Here is a 22,738-nt window from a genome sequence, read left to right as displayed (position 1 = left end):
GTAAGTAAATTTTTTTATATAATTTCTGATTTGATTATTATTTTTAGTAAAATTTATCTTTAACCGCCAGAATATCCTTAATTTTTCCAAAATATAACACTTCAAAGTTTTCTACACCATATACTTCAAATTCTTCTTTTGATCTATTCTTTAGAAAGGGGGATAACGGTTTTTCATGCAGTATGTCTGATCCTTCTGTTACGAAATTGAATGAAGGCATTACAATGAGATTTTTCTCTTTGTAAGTTCCCTTAAGGAAACATTTAATTTTCTCGAGTCTTTCACCGTTTCTAATACCTATACATGGGTGTTCATGTCCTATTATTATTGTTGAATTATCTTTGGTCATTATATCATCAGTAATCTTGTCCCCATGCATTATAATGTAATTACCGAGTGAATATGTTTCGTATACTGCTAGATCTGATTTTTCAGCAATGAACTTGGTGAAGTTATCATGATTACCTTTTATAAGAATGACTTCGTCAAAATTCTCCTGTAGAAATTCTATGAAGTTTTTGGCTTCCATCCATTCTTGCCGGGTTATTCTTCCAAATTCATGTTTAAGATCTCCGTTTACAATAACCCTTGTCACGTTGTACCTTTTGAGTATTTCATGTAACCGTTTTAGGATCATTTTATACTGAAATCTTGGAACCATAATACCCTCCCGGTTAAGGGATTGTTCATATCCAATATGAAGGTCAGATATGATCAAAGTATTATCTATGAAAAGCCCGAGATCAGCAATTTCAGCGTTATAAATTAATTTTTCTTCCATTTTATCGTCTAAATATTAAACTAAGTAACAAATTCGTTTAAGATAATTAATTGAATTATAAATTTTCTTGATTTTCTATTTCAATATTTTTTTTGTATATGAAAATAAGTAGCAATCAATGAAAATACAGTGTATTAATTTGAATATTTCTAATGTTACTAAAGAGTATCGCCGTATATATAAAGCTGATCAAAAATATGAAAATCATGTATAAAAACTGATATTCAATCAATTATTAGTTAAATATGGTTATTATTTCAATTTAAGAGTTCTGTACCTGATATTAAGTGTGCACAAATAAGTCCTTATATTTTTTTATTACTTATTAATTCAAAGATTTCCAAAAAGTATTTATATAAGAATCGTTATAATATCGAATAATCGATATCGGATATTTGATATTGATTTATGATTAAATCTTTAATATTTAATATAGGGGAGTTATTGTCCCTTATTCAATATCTACTAACAGATATTATTTCGATAAATCGATAAGGAGGAATGGATACAATTGTGGGACTCATTTAAAAATCTTCATGAAAAATTTCATGAAAGAATAGAAGAAATGCAAAGACTTGGTGGTTTAAGAATCTGGATAATTCATGTTCTAGATGAAGGGTCCAAAAATGGGGTTGAAATAATGGACTCCATTGAAGAGCACCATAATGCTATCAAAATGCGTCATATGAAAGAAAATTATGAGATCGATCGACGCATACTGCATAAAATGAAACACCAAACTCAACGTCCTTCACCCGGCTCAATCTATCCTATGCTTAAAAAGATGGTTGATGAAAATTTGATCTTAAAGAAGGAAGATGGCAAATATGAATTAACAGGCAAAGGACAGGAAATTGCCCGTAAAGTATTTGGACACTATCAACTTCATGGAAAACAAATGGATCGTAGTGCATATGCAGTTGAACATGCAATAGCAGAAATTGACAGTTACATATCTTATTTAGAGGATATAAAAAAGGATAAATTAAGTTCATACGAAGAAATGTTGAATGATTTAAGTGTAAGACTCAAAAATTTAAAAGAATCATTAAATGACGATTAATTGGAGGAATATATGACTGAACAAGCTATTAAATTAAATAATCTCACTAAAAAGTTTGGTGATTTCACAGCTGTGGATACTTTATCCCTTCATGTTGAAGAGGGTGAGATCTTCGGTTTTTTAGGCCCAAATGGTGCAGGTAAAAGCACTACAATAAGGATGCTTTGTACCCTTGCTCAACCAACATCAGGGTCTGCACTTGTTTCAGGTTATGATCTTGTTGAAGATTCAGCGAAAGTCCGTAAGGAAATTGGACTAGTTGCAGAGAAGATGATAATGTACGACACACTTACTGCGGCTGAAAACCTTAGATTCTTCGGAAAACTTTACGATATGCCGAAAGAAAAAATTGAATTACGTATTGATGAATTACTCGAACTTGTTGATATGCAGGAATGGAAAAACACACAGATCAACAAGTTTTCAACAGGTATGAAACAGCGTATAAATGTAATCAGAGCACTCTTACCCGAGCCTAAAATACTTTTCATGGATGAACCAACACTCGGACTTGACCCTCAGACAACTTTTTCCATTCGGGAAATTATCAGAAACATCAACAACAACGGAGTAACAGTGATACTCACAACACATGCTATGACAGAGGCAGAAGCGCTGAGTGATCGTGTTGCAATTATTGACCATGGTAAAATAGCAGCTTTAGACACTCCTGAGAACTTGAAAAATATGTTGGTAAACAGTGAAACAACCATATTCACAATGAAGATAATGAATTTATCATCTAAACTGATTGAACAGTTGAAAACATTGAAAATTGTAACTGCTATTGCACAGCAGGATGATCACCATATTAAAATCAGTGCTAAGGGTAAAGATGCTCTTAATCAGATTATTGACAAGATCAGATTAGAAGGCGGCGATATCTTTTCAATTGTTAACAGTAACGAATCAACACTTGAAGATGTTTTCCTGACTGTAACAGGTAAGGAAATGCGTGACCAGGCTACTGAAAAACCAGCCCCTGTACAGCATGGACATGCACCAAAGGCTAGGGTGAGATGAGTATTATGGATATAATAAAAATATTAAAAGATAGCTATCATATAATGGCCAAGGACCTTCTTGCGCTTAAAAGAAATCGCATGTCACTCGCAGCTTTAGTTATAATGCCCATAGCTTTCCTTGTTATGTTTGGTTTCATTTTCCCAAGTGGTAACACACAACAAAACATGCCAGTTGGGATTGTCAACCTTGATCAAGGACCAAGTGCAACAGCATTTACAACACAGCTTAATACTCTGAATAAAAACGCCAGTTATATGAGCTTTGAAAATTTTTCTACTCTTGACGACGCCAAAACACAGATCAACAGAGGAAAGCTCTATGGGACATTCATTATACCGTCCGGGTTTTCATATAATATGACACATGGACAATCTGCCAATGTAATTGTATATGTGGATAACAGCAATCCACAGGTTGCTACACAGATCCAAAGTGTTGCAACAAGTACAATAACTGGATTGAATGGTATGCAAGCAGAAAATAACGTTATGGAAATGGGCAAATCAACAAACCAAACTGTAAATGCGCAGGCAGTTGTGTTCCCATACACACCAAATGTTAAAACCACAATACCAGGTCAAACAAATTATTTCAACTTCCTGGCACCCGGACTGATGATCATGATCGTTATGATGACGGTTATGACTGGAATTCCAGAGGCCATCTCAAAAGAGAAGGAAATGGGAACTTTTGATGGAATGTTGTCTGCACCAATAAATCAGGTTTCCATTATTCTAGGCAAAACAACAGCATTATGTGTCAGAGGATTTGCTCAGTGTATTCTGATATTAGTGCTGGCCATGCTATTCTTTGGAGTTACAATCCAGGGAAGTATTATGCTAGCATTTGTCATGCTAATACTGGGAATATTCAGTTTTGTGGGAATTGGAATTGTAGCAGTTTCAATGTCTGAAGATCAAGCATCAAGCACCATGCTTGTGAACCTTTTAATGTTCCCAATGATGTTTTTGGGAGGTGTTTTCTACCCGATCCAACAGATGCCATGGTTCATGCAGACAATCTCACAGTTCATACCATTGACATATGCTGCTGATGCAATGCGTAAAATAATGCTATTAAATGCAGGTATTGGGGATGTATTCTACCAGATCTTAATACTTGTGGCATTTGGTATTGTTACAATGGCAATTGCAGTACCGCTCTTCAGAAAGTCAATGACTAGGTAAATAGTGTTTTATTGAAAAAATAAAATATTTTAGATAAATAGTGGATTTAATTCCACTAGTTATCATTTTCTTAAATAAAATGTTTGTAAAATAAAAAAAATGAAATGAGGAAGTAAATATATGGAATTTGAAGATAAAGCAAGGATGATTATTGAAAAGGAATGTGAAGACTATCTCTTTGGCATTGCTAATTTATCTCACGTACAAAATTCAATTATAGAACAATATAGTGCGCTGTTTGATGAATATCCAAAAGCCATCTCAATAGGGATTACTCTACCTTTAACCAAAGATGGATTGATGAGTGATAATAAAAAAGTTTATAACTTTACAGATCGGAAATTAAACAAGATTACAGAACATATAAGTAATTTATTAGAAGCTGAAGGCTATAATGCATTTCCTTTTCCTAAATCAGAAAAAACAAAAGACAACACATTTATATCTTTGAATTTAATTGCAGCAAATCAGGCCAATCTTGGACAGATTGAAAAAAACGGTTTGCTCACAACACCAGAAGTAGGTTCAGCAGTTAATTGGGAACAGTACTTACTGATGCACCAATTAAAATAAAATAACACCAAACTACTTACTTTTTATACGCTCATATAATCTTTTTTTTAAGGATATTCAAATATTCATAGTCAATTTATTATTTCCGCTATTATAAAATGATAAATATTTCTTAAATTTATTTTAAGATATATTTTTATAGTTATTTAGTGTGAAATTATACTAACAAAGTAAACATTCAAGATATTGAAAAATTAAAATATGAAATAGACTTCATTTGAATATTAACTTGGAGTTAAATTTAATAAATTGTGATTATGGTGTTATAAATGGATGAAACTAAACAATCAGCTGAAATTGAAACTTTAATTGAAAAATTATTAGACTCAGATCCCGAGGTAAGAACAGATGCAGCATTAGAACTAGGAACCTCCGGCCAGAAATCTGCTGTTGAACCTTTAATCCTGGCTCTTAACGATGAAAATCCTGATGTAAGATTTCAAGCATCAAAATCACTGGCAGAAATAGGAAAACCTGCGGTTGAACCCCTTGTAAAAGCATTAAAAGGTGAGGAAGGCAATACAAAAAGGTATGCCACATTTGCCCTAAAAAATATGGGTGATGATAATGTAGTTGAACACTTGATAGTGGCATTGAAGGATGAAGACTGGAGTGTCAGGAAAACATCTGCAAAGTCTTTAGGTGAAATGGGCAGTAAGAAAGCTGTAGAACCCCTTATAGATGCACTGCAAGATGATGATTGGGGTGTCAGATGTTCAGTTGCCAAAGCATTGGGAGACATAGGTGATGAAAAAGCAATAGACCCTGTTAAAAAAGCCCGAAGAGCTGCAAAAGGAGATAAAGAATTTAAAAAAGTTGCTACCAAGGCACTTAAGAAAATAGGATAAAAACTATCCACCTTCATAATTTCCTATCTCATTTTTTATTAATTGTCCCGGAGATGTTTAAATGAGTTGTTACATCAGGCAAATGAAAGATTTTCTTTCAGACCTAAATATTGAACCTGAAACTAAAGAAGAACGCAAAGAAGTAGATTTGGCCATTAGGAATGCTATAGGTAAAAAAAGTACAGATAAATGTAACGAGGTATGGAAAGAGGTAAAAATCTGGCTTAATGATAATCAAAAGAAGCAAGAACTTCAATCAAATTTAATGAACTTCTGATATTATATCATGAATAATATTTATTGAAATTTGATCGATATGTGTCATTCATATCAAATTAGAGACATCTAAAAGTGTCTTAAAATTAACTAAATTAGTAATTAAAACTCAATACAAAATAATATGACAATAATGTATACTCGTACATATCACGAATTAAGCGGAAAAAATTCTCTAGAATCACTTATTTAATGTAATCAGGAAAATTGTAGTTATACAAAGATTTATTTTTTTTATTTATTTTTAATAATTTCAATTAAATCATAAATGTCAGTACGTCTATTTTTTAAAAGTGGCAGTTCTTTACGTACTTTGTAGATATAATCTTTATCTATGGTTGCGTAAATTATCTCTTCATCTTCATCTGCTTGTGCAATGATATTCCCCCAGGGATCCACCACCATTGAATGACCGTATGCTATATATGCCATGTCAATATTTTGGGATGGTGACGCAACAGCCATATATGTCTGGTTGTCTATTGCCCTAGCACGTATTGTAGTTTCCCAGTGGGCTGGTCCTGTTGTCTTGTTAAATGCTCCCGGTACAACTACTAATTCTGCTCCTTTTAAAGTCATCAATCTGAAAAGTTCTGGAAACCTCATATCGTAACATATTGCCACTCCAATTTTGGCTAAATCCGTTTCTAAAACGGTTATATTATTTCCGGCTGTTATTACTTCAGATTCTTTAAATGTTATCTCATTTGGAACGTTTATATCAAAGAGATGCATTTTCCGGTGTTTATTAATAACTTTACCCTTCTTGTCAAAGATGAAACTCGAGTTGTACAGTTTTCCATCGAGTAATTCGGGTATAGATCCCGCCACTAAATAAACACCATTATCTGCTGCAGCATTAGAAACTGATTTCAATGATATACTATTATCCATAGATTCAGCATAGGCTAGAAATTTGTTGGTATCATAGGGACAGTTAAACATTTCGGGTAATACAACCATTTCTGCCCCATTTTTAGAAGCTTCACAGATCATTTTAGTTGCCTTATCCAGATTAAGCTGTTTATCATCCGCAACATTCATCTGACATACAGCAATCCTAAAATTATTTTTCATATTTATTTCCATTTTTTTTTATTAAAATCCTTAACCTCGAAAACAATAAATTAATGCTTAAATAATCATTTAATCAATATAATTTTTTAGAGATTTACAAGTTTGTATAATTAACAAAATTATAAATAATTCAACACTTGCCCCATGGATAGCATTTATTCTAATTTCAATATTATTGCACAAACAAATAAAGCAGAAATTAAATGAAAGGATATTATAGTCTTGATTTATAGAATAAACATTCAAAAAAATATGTTAATATAAACACATTATATAAAACAATTTAAAATAACATTTTCTGGATTGGAATGTTTTAAACTTGATTTTATAAATAACTGCATATAAATAAGTATTTTTGATTAATTAATAAATTTTCAACTAATTATCGTAAATACAAAATAAAAATACTTAAATATTCTTAATAGTGATGTTAAAATGTTTATTTTGAAATTTTCTTTTCAAATGATGCTCAAAAGAAATCCAAATATAGAATTTATAACAAAGTAATCAGTGATATAGGTGATAAGACATGCTTGATATGTTTAATGCTAAATCAGTTGCAGTAATAGGTGCATCTGAGACGAAAGGTAAAATCGGATACGATTTAATGACATCTCTTTTAAATAATTATAAGGGAAAAATTATCCCAATCAACCCTAAAGTCGGCAAAGTATTAGGGATTCCTGCTTTTAGTTCAATAAAGGAATATGGTCGCGTAGATCTTGCAGTAATAGTTATACCTGCATCTTTAGTTCCATTAACCGTTGAAGAATGTGGAGAAACCGGAATCAAAAATATTGTTGTTATCTCAGCAGGATTTAAAGAAGTTGATAAGGAAGGTTTCAAACTTGAGAAAAAACTGGTTGAAATATGCGAAAATTATGATATTAAACTTGTTGGTCCAAATTGTTTGGGAATAATGGATACATACAATGATATGAACGCATCATTTGCATCTGATATTGCACATAAAGGCAAAATAGCTTTTATGAGTCAGTCAGGAGCTATAATGGCAGCAATACTTGACTATGCTGATAAAAAGAATATAGGTTTTTCTCGGATCATTAGCCTCGGAAATAAAGCCGGTATCAATGAAAATGATTGTATCGAAGATTTTATGGAAAATGAAAATACTGAAGTTATAACTGGATATCTTGAAGGCATTGTGGATGGTCAAGGATTTATAAAAGCAAGTAGAAAAGCATCCCAGAAAAAACCAATCCTACTTATAAAATCTGGAACAACAGCCAAGGGATCTGAAGCTGTTTCTTCCCATACAGGCACAATTGCAGGTTCTGATTCAGCATACGATGCAGCATTCTCACAAAGTGGAATTATACGTGTAACTTCTCTTGATGAAATGATGGATTATAGTAGTGCTTTTGCATTATCACCACTTCCAAAGGGGAATAGAATAGCTATAATAACAAATGCTGGCGGTCCTGCAATTATGACAACAGACGCTGCGATTAAGGCCGGTCTTGAACTTTCAAAGCTTACATGTGATACCCAAGAAAAGTTAAAAGCAGGATTACCTTCTACAGCTAATGTTAAAAATCCTGTGGATGTGTTGGGTGATGCAAGTCCAGATAGGTTTAGATTTGCACTTGAAATTGTTTTAAAAGATCCAAACGTTGATGGAGTAATTTATCTGGTAACACCCCAGTCAGTAACAGATCCTGAAGGAACAGCTAATGTAGCAATTGAACTGGCAACAAAATCTGAAAAACCCGTTTTATGTAGTTTCTTTGGTGGAACACGTTTTGAAGGTGCTGAAAGACTTCTTGCAGAAAAAAGGGTTCCAAATTATTTGTATCCTAAAAGAGCTGTTAAAAGCATGAAAAGATTGTATGATTATTCCATTATAAAAAATCAGGAATATCCAAAACATCTTAAATTTGATGTTGATAAAGATGCAGTTAGGAATATAATCAATCATGCAAAGAAAAAGGGTGTTAACACATTTGGTCTTGAATCATTTGATATACTAAAGGCATATGGAATTCCAACCGTAGGTACTGCTATTACCACAACAGTTGAGGAAACTGTGAAAGCTGCTGAAGAAATTGGATATCCTTTGGTTATGAAAATAGTTTCTCCACAAATTTCCCATAAATCTGATGTTGGTGGAATAAAACTTTATTTGAATAATGCAGAAGAAATCAGAACAGCCTACGAAGACATGATGGAAAACATACCTAAAAAGGAACCAGAAGCACAACTTGAAGGTGTGCAATTACAACAAATGTTGTCTGGAGGTAAAGAAGTAATCATAGGTATGATCCAAGATCCTACTTTTGGACCTATGCTGATGTTTGGACTTGGTGGTATTTACGTTGAAATAGTAAAGGACGTTAAATTTGCAATAGCACCTGTAAGTGAAATTGAAGCAAATAATATGATAACTGGAATTAAAACCCATAAACTGCTTGAAGGAACAAGAGGAGATAAAGCAAGCGATATCGATTCTATTTCAGATATAATATTGAGGATTTCACAGCTGGTAACAGACTTCCCTGAGATCAATGAATTTGAAATCAATCCATTGATGGTTTTTGAGGAAGGAAAAGGAGCATTAGCCGTCGATATGAGGTTAATACTGAAGGAAGATTAAACTCCTTTAATAATTTTTTTTTAAAATTTTCGATATATCCTAAATGGAAAATATGTATTTATTGGGTTAAATAAGATAAATTGAGATAAATAATGTATGTAAAAAAAGTCTACAGTATAATTAAAGATAATTTCATTTGATTGAATCCACAAAGTAATCTATTATAAGTAAATAATATTTATCTTAGGATGATCAAAAATCTTCATTTTTTTTCTTTAAATGTTAGGAGGTCTGTTTATGGATGAAGAAAAAAGTAAACTACTTGAAGCTGCAGAAAAGGGAGTAACTAAAAATTATTTACTGTCCAAGGCTCTTTTAAAAAAATATTTTAGAACACTATATGAAAATAATGGAATGGAATGGACACAAGCAAATAATAATGAAATTGAATTTATTGTTGAAGCAATTAAAAATAAGGCAGTATTCCAGTCTATAAAAACAGTGAATGATTCATTAGACAATAGAACATCTGAATAATGCTAACTACCATTTGGATAAAAAATATTTTAAAGAAATGAATAAATATTTGTAATTAGTATGGTGTTTTTTCAATCTCTTCTAAATAAAAAACAGCGGGTTTACCAACTACACCTGCTTTTAACATTGTATTTTTCAAATCATCAGATTCAGTAAAATCTTTGGCTTTTTCCAAATTTTCCCATTCGGTTATTACTACTAAATGATTGGGATCTTTTGTATTTCTAAGAACAGAAGCACCTTTAGAACCTTTGGCTTTTCGTGTAGCACCATCTTCATCATATACTGGTTTCCATTTAGTATAATCCTCTACTCTGTGTATCACCAAAACAAATGTCATATTCTATCAACTCCTATTTCATTGGATTCTAAAATATCTATTTTATATTTCTGTTCTAGGTGTCATTTTAATTTTTATAGAAATATATAGGAAATAAATAGACTTTATAAAAAAAATTTCATTTTGTTATTTCTGAAAAATCTATATAGAAAAATCAATATAATAACCATATGACAAAAAATGTGGATGAGAAACAACATTTAAAATTTAAGGTGGTTGTTAAAAGGGACAAGTGTACATCATGTGGTTCATGTGAGGATTTATGTCCAGAACTTTTTGAATTAGATGAAGGTGGCATAGCACATATCATTGGTTCAGAAAGGGTAGAAAATAATGATGAACTTGAAATGGAAGAAGAAAACTGTAGTGTTGATGCAGCAGAAAGCTGTCCAGTTATGATCATCCATGTATACGAAGATGATGTGGAACTCCTATAAAATATATAGTAATTATTGAAAAAATAGGGAAGTAAAAATAATGGAAAATGAATCAATAACTTATAATTTATTTTTAAGTCAACTAGAAGAATCAACTTATGAATATGATAAATTAATTGGTAAACTGGAATCTGTTAATGATTTTCAATACATCAATCATAGTATTGCAGATAAAACAGATAAAGAAGATTTAAAAGAACAGATGAAATCTGTTGATGTTGTTGTAATATTATCTGGCCTATATTCAGCGGATAAAGATTTGATTCAACGTGAAATAGACGTTGCTGTGGAACTTGGCAAACCCATTGTTATGATAAGACCATATGGTTTAGAAACAGTTCCAGGAAACATTGAAAAAAAAGCATCAGAAGTTATTGGTTGGAATGCTGGATGTATTGTTGATTCAATACATGAAAGTTTAGATGAAGAAGGATATGATGATTAAAATTATCCTAAGTAAATACCTGAATGTTTTAACTCAAATCACATATTCTGTATTGACATATCTAGAAGTTCTAAAGTTTTATTATAAGCTTCATTATAACCTGATAATCCGGGCATTTCATAAACAATTGCCCTATATCCCTTTTTTACAAGTGGATCTGTGAAATGGATATTAGAAGTACCTTTCTCAGAGTTATTATTATTTTTGTAGTAGTTAAAATCTGGAATTTTCTGTTTCAATGATTCAGCAAATTGTACAGAGTTAGCATCCATTTCAGGGGTTGCAAAATAAAATCCTTGCCCATATCCTGGCTCATGGTCATGACATACTATTACCATTTTATAATTTGATTTAGTTATGTCGGGGAGTATATATGTGGCTGCAAGGGTTTCACCATTATTTCTTCCAAATGTAAAATCATCAGGCTCAGCAACAACGTTGATATCATATTGAACAATTTCAATACCTGGTGGCACATTATAATTCTTCAATAGATCGGTCCAAACAGTCTTTGAAAGATGTTCCCTGGGATGTATTCCTGTAACAATAGCTATTTTATTTGAAGTTTTGTTTGATTCAGAAGATTGATAAATGTATTTGGTTACATAACCCTTTGTATCGTGTCCAAGTGTGGATTGATTGGAAATGCTGTTGTTGTCTGTAGCAATAAAACTGCTGAATGATGCTGCTGCAACTAACGAAATCATGAAAATGAATAATACTAAAAATGTGAATTTATATCCTCTAATCGGATTTTTATCTTTCAATGCGTTTTCAGAAGAATGTCTTAAATCTACTTCATTATCATTGATAATATCATTGGATAATGCCATTGTTGATTGTTTCTTAGCATTATCTCCAAGTTCATTGAAAAATGTTAAATTTCCACCACATTGACACTCTTGAAAATCTTCCTTTGATTCTCCTTCCTGGAGCTCATAATAGCCATTACATCTGTCACATATCAAATATGGCATTTAATCCACTATCTATTAATTGTATTTACTCATTTAAAATATTTTTTTATAATTATAATTAAAATGTTCATATAGATATAATTCCTCATATTTGGGAAAATTTATAAATTTCGTTTGGACAATACAGATACTTATGAAAGATAGTGAAATTACTATGGAATCACTTAAAAATAACTTAATTAAAAACCATTATATACCTGATAATAGTACGGTTACTACGATTTATCTAGCTTTTAAATTAAAAAAACCTGTTCTTGTAGAAGGTCCTCCGGGTGTAGGTAAAACAGAACTTTCAAAAGCTGTTAGCAGGTCATTTGGAATGGATTTTTTCAGAGTACAATGCTATGAGGGTATAACATTCGAACAGATAGTCGGTGAGTGGAATTATCAAAAACAACTACTTCACCTGGAAATGTCACGGATAAAAGAAATTGATCAAGACATATTCAACGAAGAGTTTTTTATTAAAAGACCGCTTTTACAGGGATTTATGAATAAAAATCCATCAGTAATTTTAATAGACGAAATAGATAAGGCTGATGAGGAAGTTGAAAGTTTTTTACTCCAAGCTTTGGGAGAGGGACAGATCACAGTTAACGACCTTGGAACATTTGACATTCAAAATGATTTGATGGTTATAATGACATCAAATTCCCAGAGATCCCTTTTAGATGAAACTAAAGATCGTTGTTTATTCCTTTACATTGATTATCCTTCTTTTGATAGAGAAGTGGAGATCGTAAGTGCAAATGTACCTGCAGCTTCCAATGAACTAGTTGAAAGTGTAGTTACTATGATCAATAATTTAAGGGAAATGAATCTCCTTAAAAAACCATCAATTAGAGCTACTGTTGATTGGGTTAAAACACTACTGGAATTTAATTCTGAAAAACTGGACGATGAAACTTTCAAAAAAACAGTTTCAGTGGTTTTAAAAAACGAATCAGATAAAAAAAAGGTTTTGAAAAAATTTTCTAAGTGAAGGATAGCCGAGTGAATTAATATGGAAAAGATAGTTAAGTTTTCAAGGCTTCTACGGGAAAATAATATACCTGCCAGTTTAAGAAGCACCCAAACAGCTCATGAAACAATGCAAATGTTCAAAGACAATGAAGAAATTTTGAATGATGCTCTAGCTTCGGTGTACATAAAAAATAATCAGCAGCGTGCTAAATTTGATAAAGTTTTTAGATCGGTATTTGGTGATGGAAATGAAAGTGATGAATCTGATGGATCAGATGGTTCTTCTAAATCAAAAACATCTAATAATAAAAATCTTTTAAAGGGTTACAACTATTCTTTCAAAATTTTAGACCCTTCTAAAACCAAAATACATGTATCTGAATCTGATATTACAAGTTACAGACCTCCACTTGATGATTTAAACAGAAATATGGATGAATCTGAACTCCTTAGAAAAGATATTAACCATTTAACAACATTTGAACCCGAACTATTGGATCTCTGCCAGAAGCTCGGGAATAAAATTGCAAATAAAAGGGTTAGAAGACGTAAACAATCCAAAAATATGCGTCCAGATATAAGAAAAACACTTAGAAAGAATCTTAAATATGGTAACACTTTGATTGAGATTATTAAAACAAAACCTAGAATGAAAAAAAACAGACACTTCTTTCTTAACGATGTTAGTGGATCCTGTGATTGGATAAGTAACTGGTTTTTCTTAATGGTTTATGCAGCACAAAATTCATTTAAAAAGGCAAAAACTTTCGAATTTGATAATAAAACAGTAGAAACAACATCTGCCCTTGAAGAACCAAATCTTTTAGATGCTTTTATTAGGGTCAGGGATATTCGTCAAAAAAATCAGATGATACATGGAACTTCAAACATGCACAGTGCTTTTGAAAGTTTCAAAGAACAGGCTGATCTTAACAATAAATCTTATGTTTTGATTTTAAGTGACTGTCGTGACTGGGCAGGCCCTAAATCCGGTAAAAGACCATTAAGTTCTGATAGTATGGAGTATATAGTAGATAAATCCAAAAAAGTGATTATTCTAAATCCTGAGCCGCTAAACAAATGGAATGTTGTTGATAGCTGTGTTTCATATTATGAAGACTCTGGTGCGGAATTCTTCGAAGTAAGAAACCTCGAACAACTTGCAGAACTTATCTCAACAATATAATGGTGCATTAATAATTGTTTTTGATAAACAACGGATTAAAATTATTTCAATTAAAAAATCTATTTTTTTAAATTAACGATAATTTCTATTGAAATCTGCTTGTCAAATATTAACAGATGCATATATATTACGGACGAAAACAACTTTTCTATCTATTTAAATTATTATGTGCCCAATAATATCAAGTGTTCTCATCAAACAAGTTTTTAAGATATTGATAGATACCTCAATTCACAATAATATCAATACTTTATCATATAATGATTTAAATTAAAAAATTAATGAATAAATATATTAAATTAAATCAATTTTTCTCTTTTTTATGCCCAGAATTTCCATAAAATGTTTTAATATGAATAATGAATTATTAAGGCATAAAACAATTTATTCTCTCTTAAATCCGTATTAATAATCTCTATAAAATATAATGGTAAACATTTTTAGGATATAAAACTTTCTATGATTTACATAATAGTAAAACCTATTATAAACAACCCAGATAAATATTTTTAGATATTAAAATTAGAAAAAACATTATATTTCTAAACAAAGTATCGGAGAGAAATGTTTAAAATGATTATAAATAAAATTATGGCCATTATACTTTCAATAACTGCAATTATAATAATTGCGACTTTAATATTTTTCAGTTTTAATAATATTTTTCAAGGAATTCAGAAAATGTCTGTTGACCTTATTTTGGCAATTATAATGGCAGCTATTGCAGGATTAATTATAGATCAATTGTATAAGAAATATTCACCACAATCAAAGATTTTAAAAACAACTGTCACCCACAATCCACACAATAACGTGTCATTTGCAAAACTTATTCTACCCAATAACAACAATATCATTGTTAATGGTGCAGAAAAAACAATTGGAAGAGAAGATTTTGTAGGTGTTGTGTCAACAGACAAACTTCTTTTTATAGGTAAAGATCATTTTAGAATCACTAAAGAACCAGATGGATTTTATATTGAAGATCTAAAGACAAAAAATGGCACTCAGTTGAATGGTCAAGAGGTTGCTAACAAAAAATTACTATTAAATACTGATGATGAATTACTTATTGGAAAGACTCTTAAAATTAAATACACTGAAAAAAACAATTGATTAAAATAAGGGAATTGAATAAAATTAACTAAACCAATTGAGTTTTTTTACCATATCCTGAATATCTTCGGCATTATTTATCTTTTTTTCAAGATCCAATAGCACATAAGCTTTTTTACCTTTTGTATAACTTGATGAAACAATGAGCTGTTTGGAACCAATTAATTTGGTACCATTTACAGGGGTGTGTCCTACTATCATTGCGTTGCAACCAACTGCTCTAAGGAAAGACTGAAGATCATTTTCAGTGTAATCACCTTCCCTGTTCCATAGAATCTGGTAGAGTTTATCATTTGAAATATATCCCTCATCTGCAATGTTGATTATTTCATTCAGATTATTAATATCTTTTGGTGGCCCACCATGACTTATGAAAACTTTATTATCAGTTTTAACCGCTATTGGAAGTTTTTTGAAGAATTTTTTATATTCTTCTAGTTTATTCTTCCATCCTTTGTCAAATCGTTCCTTTAATAGGGCTTCAAAATTAAGAGACTGGTTTACTCCTCTTTTGTACACTGATGTTCTAGATATGGTTGACCATTCATGGTTACCTAATAGTGGATGGAAATTTTCATTAATTTCACATTTTTGTTTGATAGATTCTAAAATATCTATAGATCTATCATTCTTTCTCCCCATAGCATGTATAAAATCACCTGTAAGGATAAAATGAATATTTTCCTCCTCATATTTCTCCCATATATCTAAATATTTCTTGTAGTCTTTTAAATTTCCATGAAGATCAGTTACAACAATGGCCTTGCCCTCATTTGGAAGTTCAACAAGTTTTCCATTGTAAATATTCATAGTATTAATTATCAATTTTTTAGTATATAACCTATGAATAATAAACAATGATCGAAACAAAATTATTGAAAAAGAATATTGATTTTAAGAAAAAAAATTAATTTACAACCATTAAACCATCTTTATCTATCAAATTTAACTACAATAAAATATTGATGTTCATAATAACATAATGAATTGAAAAAGGATATATATTAATCTAAACCTACTATTATAATTAGCTAGTTTGACCCCTAAAATACATTATCTCATTATTTATAATGGAAGAATCTTATGTACAAGTATATACCTATTAAAAAGACCAATAGAAATTTGGTAGCATTCATAATGTCTTTTGGGGTCTTTATATGGTCTTTTAGTGCAGGTATTGTTACTATAGCACTTCCAACAATTTCCCAATATCTTGACGTTAGCACTTCGCTTGTTTCTTGGGTTGTTGTGGCACATCTTCTGGTTTTGACAAGTTTTCTCTTGATATTTGGAAAAATAGGAGATTATGTGGGATATAAGAAGATTTTTTTAGGAGGATTATTCTTATTTACCGTTGGATCATTTTTATTCCCCAATTATAATACTCACATTATATTTTATTCTCTTATTGTATTAATTTTTTTCTATGTTAATTTGTTCTTAGATACTATTCCTTCAAATGGAGGTCTCTTTATTTCATACTACTATTTTTTTGATAGGGATATGTTAAAATTGGTTGAGTTTGAAAGGATGAAAATGTCTTTTAGAGTGTTATTATGTTTAGTTGATATAGACCAAACATATGACATATGATTTTACTTATAAATCTTAGCGTTTACTCATAGATACATGCATCTATTCATATAGTTTAATATTGACTATGTCAGTTAGTCGTAGGTGCTGTTGATTTGAGGCCCATACCTTTTTGTAAGTATTTTATTTATAAAATCTAATTGAAAATCAAAAGTTTCAAAGTCTAAAATTTGTATTTAAGTTGTATTCTTAGGTGGTTGGTATTTCTTCATTGTAATCGAAATATCTGCTGAATTCTTCAAAGCTACACTGAACCCTGGTTCTGCTCCAATAATAATAGTTTTTTTACCGTGTTCTTTGGCAATGTTTATCAATGGGAAAAAGTCAACATCACGGGTCATTAGCGCAATTATGTCAATGTTAGGGTTGTGAATAAGTTCATATGCATCTATAGCCATCTGGACATCCGTCTCTCCGGCAACTATCATGGGTGAGAATCCTTGGTTTACGACAGCTTCTATAAGCTTGTCTGAAGCGTACTGGTTAAGGAAAACTTTACCTATCTTTACATTTCCATGTTCTGCTAGTAAATCTTTTACTGTATCTAAATTGTAGCCAAATTCCTTCCGAAGCATATTTGGACCATCTACAAGTAAGCCGATATTTTTCCCGGGGGAATTTTCCCTTATAAGGGGAATATAATTTTTAACTGATGTTAATTTGTCTAAACGATGCATTTTATCTCCAAATGGGCTAAAAAAAATAATTTTAGCTTTTGATTGTATATTAGCATTTTAGTTGTGTAATAATAATTGATTTTGATATGTTTTTTGAGAGTTTAATTTTATACTAAATCAATCATGATTGTATCACCATCTAACATTAGATCATATGTTTTTAGATTTCTTGGGGACTTCAATACTTTGCCTAATGATAATTTGATTCCGGACCAGTCTGTCCATCGTATTACGTGTCCATTTGTGATGTCGAATTGACTGTGATGTCTTGGACATGTAACAACGTTTCCATCTAATTTGCCATTGGATAAATTTCCTCCCATATGTGGACAACGATTATCAGATGCGTAGTAGTTATCTCCTACTCGGGCAATCATATATTCGTGATCGTTTATTTCTTTCATTTTCATTTCACCATCATTTAACTCATCCTTTTTGAAAATTTCGTAAAAACTCATTTTTTCTACCTCTTATTACTTCAAATTTTCCTGAAATTAACTCTAATTCTATTTAAATTACAAATAGGGATATATAGGTCTAAGTTTAGCTTAAATTTTGTAGATATTATCCTAGTTTATTATATTATGTCAAAGGGTTTATCATTTATGGTAAACATAATGTTATAAGGTGATACAAGATGGCAATGGAAGAAAATATGGATACGATGCATGAAGGAGATTTCGATAAAAAATGGATGGGACTCTGGGAAGAACATGTTGCCTGGACCAGACTAACTATCATAAGTTTAGTGGACATCAAAGACGCAACAGAGACTATTGCCACTGAAAATCGGTTATTAAGAAACACCAAAGACATGGCAGAAGTGTGTAGAATGTTTTATGGTGAACAAGCTGCAACTAAATTCGATGAATTAATGACCGAACACCTTACAACAGCTGCAGAGCTTGTGCAAGCAGCAGTCGCAGAGGATAATACAAAAGAGGATGATTCTGAAAAAAGATGGTACAAAAATGCAGATGAAATTGCAGCCACTTTAAACATGCTAAACCCCAACTGGGAAGAAAAAGAAATGAAAAATATGTTATACGACCATCTAAGACTAACCAAAGAAGAAACAATGGCCAGAATAACCAAAGACTATACAAAAGACATATCTACCTACGATGAAATAGAAAAGCAAGCAAGAATGATGGCCGATGGATTTTCCCACGGAATAATCATGCAATTCCCTGAAAAATTCGAAATGAAGAAAAAACACTTCTGGCAACGAATGTAAACATAATTACTATTCTTAAAATCTTTTTTTTAAATTTCTATTTCTTTCTAGTTTACTATTTTACAAAACTGAATAATAATGTTCGATATCTATAAAAAGTGTCATTTTCATTCTATAAAAAAAGTATTAAAGATTAAATTCAAGTTTAGAATCTACCCCTACCCCTTCCTCCAATTAAAACGCCTATTACTCCACCTATTGCACCGATAATTGCAAGAATTATGATGTCAGTTAATCCTGCTCCAACTCCAAATCCAATTAAAGCCAGTATAAATAATACTATCGCTGCAATTATACCAACAAGCGCCCCATGGATAGCACCATTTACGTAGTCCCCTCCTATCATGTAACCAACATATATAGTGGCTATTAAGAATCCGATGATTGCTCCCGATGGTGATACTAACCCTAGTATAAAACCAAGAACTATTGCAATTACAACACCAATTAATACAGTATTCCATCTTACATATACCATCTTACGAAACCTCCAAATTGATATATACTCTTAATCCAATATCTTAATCTATTTTTTACTTGAAATTTTTCCTTTTATTTTTCCTTCGGCTTCTTTAGTCTTCCCTTTTATTTCTCCTTCCATTTCTTTAGCTTTTCCTTTTATTTCTCCTTTCATTTCCTTTGCTTTTCCTTTAATTTCACCTGTTTTTTCACTCATAAAAATTCCTCCATAATATGTTTTACATTCCTAATTCCTAATATTATATTTATATTTTCTATTTTGATGATGTGTTGTTGTCTAGGTTTTGATACCAACCTTTACCGGTGCCTCCCATGAGTTTTGGGAGTATAAAACTTCGCATAACTGTTTTGAACATAACCTTGAACATGTGACGATGGTTCATGAGATATCGTGGTCTTGCATAAAATTTTAAATATGCCATGGCCAGTTTTCTTTCCACCATCTTCTTGTTTAAACCCATTTCATCATATTTCAAAACTGGTTTGAGTACTGTGTATTCATCCCAGTCATCATTGTCTATTAAATTTTTTTCTTTGAGTTCATTGTAGATAGGTGTTCCAGGGAATGGTGTAAGTATAGAATATTGTGAGTAGTCTGAGTCAAGTTTTGTTGAGAAATCTATGGTCTTATTCATATCTTCTTCGGTTTCTCCAGGATATCCTAGAATGAAAGAGGTTAAAACTTCTAGATCCACATTTTTAGCACTTTTAACAGCGTCTTCAGCTTGTTTTAATGTTATACCCTTTTTCATAAGGTCTAATATACGTTGTGACCCTGATTCTACACCGTAGTAGATTGTTTTTAATCCTGCACTTTTCATATTTTGAAGTAAATTCTGGTCTACACTGTCAACTCGGGATGATGCAACGAAGCTTAAATCTAGATCTCTGGCTTTGATTTCATTTGCTATATCGTTAGCTCTTCTTTTATTGAGCATGAATGTGTCGTCCATGAATCCTATATCTCTTATTTGATATTGGTTTATTAATTCTTCAATTTCGTCCACTACATTGTCTGGACTGCGTGAGCGGAACTTTTTACCCATGATTAATGATGATGAGCAGTAGTTACAGTTGTACACACAACCTCTGCTGGTTATTATTCCACCAGTCTGTTCTTTAGAAGCACCATATGAATCAAAAGGTACAAGATGTCTTGCAGGGAACGGTAATGCGTCAAGATCCTTTATCAAAGGCCGTTTTTGTGTAGTTTTAAAATTTCCATTCTTTAAATCCCTGTAAACAATTCCCTTAATGTCGTCAAGATCTTGGATAGTTTCGGTGGAATGGTTGGCTAAATCTACCATTGTTTCTTCTCCCTCACCTATAACTACTACATCTAGGTTTTCTGAATTTTTTAAGGTTTCATATGGCATGAAAGTAGTGTGGGGTCCACCTATTACAGTTAATGAATTGGGTAGAATGTTTTTGACTAGTTCCACGTATTTCAAGGCGCTTTTTATAGTAGATGTGGTTGCTGTAACACCTACTATTTGTGGATTGAGCTTTTCTGCCAGTTCAGAAACCTTTTCGTAGCCCATCTGAAGAAGATCATCATCTACAATTTTGACTGAGTAAGATTCTTTCTCAAGTGATGATGCCAAGTACATAAGATTTGTAGGAGGGGTAATGAAACCAAGAGCATTCTTCAATGCATTCTCATCATATGGATTTATAAGCAGTATATCAATTTTTTTATTCATTTTATACCTTTTTTTAGTTATCAATCAAGAGCCTATCTGAAATTTATAAAACTTTTTTTATCATATCTGAAATTTTCTCTATGTTTATGGCATAAACACAGGGGATAACTCTCGTTATCCCTAAAAAATCCTTAAAAATCTTAGTACAACCCTAATATCTTTAATAAGATTATTACTACTATTATGAATACAATGAGGCATATCCAACTAGTCTGTCCTTTATTATCCATTATATCACTCCTCTAAATTTTCATTTTTTTAACTTATTTTCACACGTTAGTTATTATCTTAGTCTCTTCTATCCCTATCATCCCTTCTATCCCTATCATCTCTACGATCTCTGTCATCCCTTCTATCCCTATCATCTCTACGATCTCTGTCATCCCTTCGATCATCATCTCTTCGATCTCCGTCCCTTCGGCCGCCATAGTTTCTGCGGTTTCTGCGGTTTAATAATAATATTAGAGAGCCGATTAAACCACCTATTGCGCCTGCGACTATTACAAGAATTAATTCTGGTGCTGAGTTTAATGGGACAAAGGTTGATAATTGTGAAGAGAATGCAGCTATCTGACCTTTGAATAAGCTTAGTATCCATAAGATTATTGCACCTGCAACTCCCATAAGTGCTCCATTAATCACACCATCAATAATATCACCATATGATATGTATCCAACAATTATACCTGCGATTAGAAAACCAAATATTGCAACTGGCAATCCAATAACTGATCCAACACCCAAAATAGATAAAACAACAGTAATTATAATTGCCAAAATAAAACCTTCAACTATAGCTCCAACACTTACCATCTTAAACTCCTCCAAAATTTTATTATTTATAAAAAAAAAATTAAAGTAGATTTCAAACATCGTATAGTTTTTTAATCTTCGATCTTTACTTTAATTATATCTTTTACTTTTTTAGGTAGCGTAATGGTCAGTGTACAAGCTTTGTATTTAGCTTTAGCTTCTTTAACTTTTATTTCTGTAGATAGTGGTATTGTACGATGTGTTTTACCATAGCTTCTTTCTTTCTGGGTGAACTTTGCATCTTCAAGTTCGGGTTCTTCTTTGTACATGGTTGTGATTTCTACACTGTTTTTTGATATTCCAATGTCTATATCATCTTTTTTGACACCTGAAATATCTGCTATTAATGTTATAGTATCGTTGGTTTCCAGAACATCAACTAATGGTTTTAACGCCATCTTTGGTTTTTTTGAAGTTTCAGGTTCAGTTGTATAATCTGTTATGGCTTCGTTAATTTGCCCTGTTCCTTGTTGGAATTTTTTTACAAGGTCATTTAATATTTTTTCTGCAGGGGTCATTCCTTCTTTTTTACTATCTTTTTCGAGCTTTTCTTTTTTTTCTTCAACTTCTTTTTTCACTTTATCAACATTTTCTTCAATATCTTCTTTTTTCTCTGAAGCGCCTTCCTTAATTTCATTTATTTGATTGCTAATATCTTCTTTTTTCTCTGAAGCGCCTTTTTTAACATCTTCCATCTTGCTGCTCATTTCTTTTTTAGTTCCCATTTATATCACCAATTTATATGATAATATTATTAAAATTTAATACCAAAATTTTTTATTTCATCTGAATATTCCTTAATTAAAACTTTGAATACCAATAATTTGTCAAATATTTTCAACTCGTTTG

At 31.5% G+C, this 22,738-nt stretch carries 27 protein-coding genes; 15 read left to right on the top strand and 12 right to left on the bottom strand.

The window, feature by feature from the left end; all coding sequences use genetic code 11:
* Positions 1-43 precede the first annotated feature (43 nt).
* A complete protein-coding gene (locus DL91_RS03130) occupies positions 44-781 on the bottom strand; it encodes a metallophosphoesterase (RefSeq protein WP_048190215.1) in 738 nt (245 codons plus the stop codon).
* Between the two features lie 511 nt (positions 782-1,292).
* On the opposite strand from DL91_RS03130, the gene DL91_RS12660 reads away from it, so the two are divergent.
* The 6 genes from DL91_RS12660 to DL91_RS03100 all read left to right on the top strand — a co-directional run bounded on the left by DL91_RS12660 (position 1,293) and on the right by DL91_RS03100 (position 5,755).
* Complete coding sequence (locus DL91_RS12660; RefSeq protein ID WP_052374065.1) at positions 1,293-1,844, top strand: PadR family transcriptional regulator; 552 nt, start codon at positions 1,293-1,295, stop codon at positions 1,842-1,844.
* Between the two features lie 12 nt (positions 1,845-1,856).
* Positions 1,857-2,867 (top strand): ABC transporter ATP-binding protein, encoded by a 1,011-nt coding sequence (locus tag DL91_RS03120; RefSeq protein ID WP_048190214.1) that lies wholly within the window; start codon positions 1,857-1,859, stop codon positions 2,865-2,867.
* A 5-nt stretch (positions 2,868-2,872) separates the two neighbouring features.
* On the top strand, positions 2,873-4,057 hold the full coding sequence (locus DL91_RS03115; protein WP_048190213.1) for an ABC transporter permease: 1,185 nt from the start codon (positions 2,873-2,875) through the stop codon (positions 4,055-4,057).
* A gap of 120 nt (positions 4,058-4,177) precedes the next feature.
* Positions 4,178-4,630, top strand: a complete 453-nt coding sequence (locus tag DL91_RS03110; RefSeq protein ID WP_231551365.1) for a 4Fe-4S ferredoxin — start codon at positions 4,178-4,180, stop codon at positions 4,628-4,630.
* A gap of 269 nt (positions 4,631-4,899) precedes the next feature.
* Complete coding sequence (locus DL91_RS03105) at positions 4,900-5,478, top strand: HEAT repeat domain-containing protein (protein WP_048190212.1); 579 nt, start codon at positions 4,900-4,902, stop codon at positions 5,476-5,478.
* A gap of 61 nt (positions 5,479-5,539) precedes the next feature.
* Positions 5,540-5,755, top strand: a complete 216-nt coding sequence (locus DL91_RS03100) for a hypothetical protein (RefSeq protein ID WP_048190211.1) — start codon at positions 5,540-5,542, stop codon at positions 5,753-5,755.
* A 233-nt stretch (positions 5,756-5,988) separates the two neighbouring features.
* Here DL91_RS03100 and DL91_RS03095 read toward each other — a convergent pair whose 3' ends face one another.
* Positions 5,989-6,831 (bottom strand): carbon-nitrogen hydrolase family protein, encoded by an 843-nt coding sequence (locus DL91_RS03095; RefSeq protein WP_048190210.1) that lies wholly within the window; start codon positions 6,829-6,831, stop codon positions 5,989-5,991.
* A 529-nt stretch (positions 6,832-7,360) separates the two neighbouring features.
* Here DL91_RS03095 and DL91_RS03090 point away from each other — a divergent pair.
* Positions 7,361-9,445 (top strand): acetate--CoA ligase family protein, encoded by a 2,085-nt coding sequence (locus tag DL91_RS03090; RefSeq protein WP_048190209.1) that lies wholly within the window; start codon positions 7,361-7,363, stop codon positions 9,443-9,445.
* 237 nt (positions 9,446-9,682) lie between these two features.
* Positions 9,683-9,922, top strand: a complete 240-nt coding sequence (locus DL91_RS03085) for a hypothetical protein (protein WP_048190208.1) — start codon at positions 9,683-9,685, stop codon at positions 9,920-9,922.
* Positions 9,923-9,977: 55 nt separating this feature from the next.
* Here the strand turns inward: DL91_RS03085 and DL91_RS03080 are convergent, their stop codons facing one another.
* Positions 9,978-10,262: an antibiotic biosynthesis monooxygenase gene (locus DL91_RS03080; protein ID WP_048190207.1), complete on the bottom strand. Its 285-nt coding sequence runs from the start codon at positions 10,260-10,262 to the stop codon at positions 9,978-9,980.
* Positions 10,263-10,432: 170 nt separating this feature from the next.
* On the opposite strand from DL91_RS03080, the gene DL91_RS03075 reads away from it, so the two are divergent.
* Together DL91_RS03075 and DL91_RS03070 are read left to right on the top strand one after the other, a co-directional pair.
* On the top strand, positions 10,433-10,699 hold the full coding sequence (locus tag DL91_RS03075; protein ID WP_048190206.1) for a ferredoxin: 267 nt from the start codon (positions 10,433-10,435) through the stop codon (positions 10,697-10,699).
* A gap of 40 nt (positions 10,700-10,739) precedes the next feature.
* Positions 10,740-11,144, top strand: coding sequence for a TIR domain-containing protein (locus tag DL91_RS03070; RefSeq protein WP_048190205.1), 405 nt, complete (start codon positions 10,740-10,742; stop codon positions 11,142-11,144).
* A 38-nt stretch (positions 11,145-11,182) separates the two neighbouring features.
* Here the strand turns inward: DL91_RS03070 and DL91_RS03065 are convergent, their stop codons facing one another.
* Entirely contained in the window at positions 11,183-12,121 is a 939-nt protein-coding gene (locus tag DL91_RS03065; RefSeq protein ID WP_052374058.1) for a hypothetical protein, read from the bottom strand.
* A 133-nt stretch (positions 12,122-12,254) separates the two neighbouring features.
* Here DL91_RS03065 and DL91_RS03060 point away from each other — a divergent pair, with 133 nt between their 5' ends.
* The 3 genes from DL91_RS03060 to DL91_RS12655 all read left to right on the top strand — a co-directional run bounded on the left by DL91_RS03060 (position 12,255) and on the right by DL91_RS12655 (position 15,386).
* Positions 12,255-13,103 (top strand): MoxR family ATPase, encoded by an 849-nt coding sequence (locus DL91_RS03060; protein WP_048190204.1) that lies wholly within the window; start codon positions 12,255-12,257, stop codon positions 13,101-13,103.
* Positions 13,104-13,124: 21 nt separating this feature from the next.
* A complete protein-coding gene (locus DL91_RS03055; RefSeq protein ID WP_048190203.1) occupies positions 13,125-14,270 on the top strand; it encodes a VWA domain-containing protein in 1,146 nt (381 codons plus the stop codon).
* A 573-nt stretch (positions 14,271-14,843) separates the two neighbouring features.
* Positions 14,844-15,386, top strand: a complete 543-nt coding sequence (locus DL91_RS12655) for an FHA domain-containing protein (protein ID WP_197050586.1) — start codon at positions 14,844-14,846, stop codon at positions 15,384-15,386.
* A gap of 24 nt (positions 15,387-15,410) precedes the next feature.
* Here DL91_RS12655 and DL91_RS03045 read toward each other — a convergent pair whose 3' ends face one another.
* Positions 15,411-16,196 carry a metallophosphoesterase gene (locus DL91_RS03045; protein ID WP_048190202.1) on the bottom strand — a complete coding sequence of 262 codons (786 nt, stop codon included), beginning with the start codon at positions 16,194-16,196 and terminating at the stop codon, positions 15,411-15,413.
* Positions 16,197-16,469: 273 nt separating this feature from the next.
* Between DL91_RS03045 and DL91_RS03040 the strand changes: the two genes are divergently transcribed.
* Entirely contained in the window at positions 16,470-16,979 is a 510-nt protein-coding gene (locus DL91_RS03040) for an MFS transporter (protein WP_048190201.1), read from the top strand.
* 176 nt (positions 16,980-17,155) lie between these two features.
* Here the strand turns inward: DL91_RS03040 and DL91_RS03035 are convergent, their stop codons facing one another.
* Together DL91_RS03035 and DL91_RS03030 are read right to left on the bottom strand one after the other, a co-directional pair.
* Positions 17,156-17,656, bottom strand: a complete 501-nt coding sequence (locus tag DL91_RS03035) for a TIGR00288 family NYN domain-containing protein (protein ID WP_048190200.1) — start codon at positions 17,654-17,656, stop codon at positions 17,156-17,158.
* Positions 17,657-17,763: 107 nt separating this feature from the next.
* A complete protein-coding gene (locus tag DL91_RS03030) occupies positions 17,764-18,114 on the bottom strand; it encodes a Rieske 2Fe-2S domain-containing protein (protein WP_048190199.1) in 351 nt (116 codons plus the stop codon).
* Between the two features lie 179 nt (positions 18,115-18,293).
* Between DL91_RS03030 and DL91_RS03025 the strand changes: the two genes are divergently transcribed.
* Positions 18,294-18,893: a hypothetical protein gene (locus DL91_RS03025; protein WP_052374051.1), complete on the top strand. Its 600-nt coding sequence runs from the start codon at positions 18,294-18,296 to the stop codon at positions 18,891-18,893.
* A gap of 145 nt (positions 18,894-19,038) precedes the next feature.
* Here DL91_RS03025 and DL91_RS03020 read toward each other — a convergent pair whose 3' ends face one another.
* The 5 genes from DL91_RS03020 to DL91_RS12650 all read right to left on the bottom strand — a co-directional run bounded on the left by DL91_RS03020 (position 19,039) and on the right by DL91_RS12650 (position 22,614).
* The gene (locus DL91_RS03020; RefSeq protein ID WP_048190198.1) at positions 19,039-19,371 is read right to left on the bottom strand and encodes a DUF5518 domain-containing protein; all 333 of its coding nucleotides are present in this window, start codon (positions 19,369-19,371) and stop codon (positions 19,039-19,041) included.
* 48 nt (positions 19,372-19,419) lie between these two features.
* The gene (locus DL91_RS03015) at positions 19,420-19,569 is read right to left on the bottom strand and encodes a hypothetical protein (protein ID WP_048190197.1); all 150 of its coding nucleotides are present in this window, start codon (positions 19,567-19,569) and stop codon (positions 19,420-19,422) included.
* 58 nt (positions 19,570-19,627) lie between these two features.
* The gene (locus DL91_RS03010; protein ID WP_231551364.1) at positions 19,628-21,076 is read right to left on the bottom strand and encodes a B12-binding domain-containing radical SAM protein; all 1,449 of its coding nucleotides are present in this window, start codon (positions 21,074-21,076) and stop codon (positions 19,628-19,630) included.
* Positions 21,077-21,364: 288 nt separating this feature from the next.
* On the bottom strand, positions 21,365-21,889 hold the full coding sequence (locus DL91_RS13775) for a DUF5518 domain-containing protein (RefSeq protein WP_052374050.1): 525 nt from the start codon (positions 21,887-21,889) through the stop codon (positions 21,365-21,367).
* Between the two features lie 71 nt (positions 21,890-21,960).
* Positions 21,961-22,614, bottom strand: coding sequence for an Hsp20/alpha crystallin family protein (locus DL91_RS12650; RefSeq protein ID WP_052374049.1), 654 nt, complete (start codon positions 22,612-22,614; stop codon positions 21,961-21,963).
* Positions 22,615-22,738 lie beyond the last annotated feature (124 nt).

It is taken from the genome of Methanobacterium sp. SMA-27 (assembly GCF_000744455.1).
Lineage (GTDB): Archaea > Methanobacteriota > Methanobacteria > Methanobacteriales > Methanobacteriaceae > Methanobacterium_B.
The sequence above is the reverse complement of the archived record's forward strand: the minus strand, read 5'-3'. Positions and strand labels throughout refer to the sequence as shown.